The 2,791-nt window shown below is 38.1% G+C and carries 2 protein-coding genes and 1 CRISPR repeat array; both genes read left to right on the top strand.

Annotation, left to right across the window (positions count from 1 at the left end):
• On the top strand, nucleotides 1–405 hold a 405-nt coding region (locus A9G34_RS10715), incomplete at its 5' end, for a hypothetical protein (protein WP_176701469.1).
• Between the two features lie 278 nt (nucleotides 406–683).
• A CRISPR array of direct repeats spans nucleotides 684–1,323; the repeat unit is 29 nt; unit sequence GTGTTCCCTGTATACACAGGGATAAACCG.
• A gap of 532 nt (nucleotides 1,324–1,855) precedes the next feature.
• Nucleotides 1,856–2,791, top strand: a 936-nt coding sequence (locus A9G34_RS03645) for a type VI secretion system Vgr family protein (protein ID WP_141670326.1), incomplete at its 3' end; no start/stop codon positions are given.

Raw genomic sequence — 2,791 nt, 5'->3', positions numbered from 1 at the left:
GGCACACTAATATATTCAACCCAACGAAAAAAAGACCTACCGCCACCGACTTTTACGGATAGGGATTTAAAGGAAGGATTACGCAGAAGTTGGACAGCGGAGCAGATAGGGCATTTACTGGTGAAATATGAAAGTGAATGGTATGCTGATGAAGGGTTAAGCAAATGGAACGAAGTTGATGAGCTATTTGAAGAAGAAAAGCAACAACAAAAAGCGCTTATTGAAGCGGGATTAGATAAACTTGGCATCACCGAGCCTTATCAGCGAGACTTTGCCATGAAAAAAGTGGACGAAGCGCACGAACATGTCAAAAGCAACTGGCAACTAGAAAAAGAAGAGCGCATTAACCCGTTATTCTGTATTAAACAATCGATAATAATTCAGAGGATAATAAACCTTGTATGATCGTAATTGTGTAAAAAACACACCATAAATAAGTAGGGCAAAGCTCACGCTAATACGAAAGTAAAAGACAATATTTTTTGTTTAGGTACATTCGAATATTTATATCTTTTTGAATTTAAATTAAAAATTGGTGTTTCTTGGTGGAACGATAGAAATTGGAAAAAGCCTACTTACGACTTATTAAAAATCAATAAGTTAAAAATCTTTAAAAATTTAAAAAATCTGGTAGAATTTGTTGGTCGCTATAACTGTAAATAAAACAGATAGCTACAATTAGAGTGTTCCCTGTATACACAGGGATAAACCGTTGATAATTATGCTAATTTAGTATTAATACGAGTGTTCCCTGTATACACAGGGATAAACCGTAGAGTATTATAAACGTGAAATGAACAGAACAGTGTTCCCTGTATACACAGGGATAAACCGTCTTGCGCTAATCGCTGGTGTTGTATCAAACTGTGTTCCCTGTATACACAGGGATAAACCGCCTTTTTTTGCACATCCGTTAAACCACTCAAAGTGTTCCCTGTATACACAGGGATAAACCGAAATTGACAAAACTACGCAGGATTAATCACATGTGTTCCCTGTATACACAGGGATAAACCGCCCTTTTAAAAATTTAACAACTTTGTCCCAGTGTGTTCCCTGTATACACAGGGATAAACCGCAATCCAACGGCAAATGGCTGTTTGAAAAATAGTGTTCCCTGTATACACAGGGATAAACCGCCGTTTGGATGAGAATGAACAATTGCGGTTATGTGTTCCCTGTATACACAGGGATAAACCGGTGAATAGAAATATTCACAGGATAACTAATGAAGTGTTCCCTGTATACACAGGGATAAACCGGAGTTATGTTCAGATAACGATGGATTGATTATGTGTTCCCTGTATACACAGGGATCCCCCCTTTATCTTAATGCGAAAACCCTAACCCACTTAATTAATAAAATTTTAAGTGGGCTTAAAAGCAGCAACCTAAAAAAACTTGGCTCACTAAACTTATCTTAAATTTCAATAAATTAACTTCAGTTAAATATTGCAAATTGTGTAAAAATCGTGTAATTTTTATGCCCAATTTTAGTTATCATTATTGATTATTAAAATTACCGATAAAAGCAGATAAATATGACAAAACTAAATAAAAATAAGTAACAAGGTAGTATAGTTAAGGATGTCTCGGTTGTTAGTATATCAAATGCCCACATTATGCAGCATGATATTCATTCATTTGCATTGGTTTATTCACAATAAATTTGATTATTGTCCCTTACGGTTTGGTTTTCTAATAAAAACAAAGCAATCACGCTATCAATGTAACAATCCTCAACGCCAGATTTATGGCTATCTATTCATGCCCCTTAAAACAACTAATCATTAATCCATTTAATGGGGTAAAACGCACTTATTAAATTGAATGCGAAGAATAATAAGGGAAAAAAATGGTAAAACATTTAGATAAAATCGTCGAACAAGCAGGACAAGCAGGGAAAGACTTGCTTAGCCAATTAACAAATAAAGTTAGTCACAACCGTTACACACTAACCATTGATGAACTCAGCACTCCTATATCGGTGTTAAACGTCAAAGGCGAAGAGGCCTTAAACCAGCTGTGGCATTACACCATTACTTTTACCAGCGCCAATAAAACCCTATCTACCGATGCTTTTTTAAACCAACCGGCTACTTTCTCATTTAATTCTGTTGTAAGCGATGCGCTCAGTTCTGCAATCCGTGCCTTGGGTGATTTTACCAATGATAAAAGCACCCGCAAGGTTTATGGTATTATCACCGAGTTTAGCCAATTATCGGTGAATAAAGAAGAAGCGCATTATCAAGTGGTCTTATCGCCACGACTGGCTAGACTAACGTTAAACCGCAACTGTGCCATATTCCAGAACCAAAGCGTAGTAAGCGTGGTTGAACAAATACTTAGAAGCCACGGACTTAATGGCATAGACTACCGCCTTGAACTTAAAGAGCACTACCCAGCCAGGGAATTTATTACCCAATGGCAAGAAAGCGATTTTGAATTTATACAACGCTTAATGGCGGATGTGGGTATCTGGTTTCGCTTTGAAAGCCATGCCGAGCACGACTGCGACGTAATGGTGATAAGCGATTACGAACAAGGTTATGACCAAGTTGCTCATATTGATTACAAATTACCCAGCGGCACCTTGGACGGTGGCACTGAAAGCGTTTGGGATATTAGCATGCACAGCCAAACGGTGGCATCATCGGTTAAAGTGAAAGATTACAACTACCGTGATGCCAAAGCCAACTTACTTGGCGAGGTCAATAGCCAACCCGATGACCACACCACTAACGGCACCGACTACCGTTATGGCGAGCACTATCAATATGCAGGTAGTGCC

The sequence above is a fragment of the Gilliamella sp. Choc4-2 genome, from assembly GCF_001690355.1.
In the GTDB taxonomy this organism is placed as follows: domain Bacteria; phylum Pseudomonadota; class Gammaproteobacteria; order Enterobacterales; family Orbaceae; genus Gilliamella; species Gilliamella apicola_A.
This window is presented reverse-complemented; position numbering and strand designations above follow the sequence as displayed.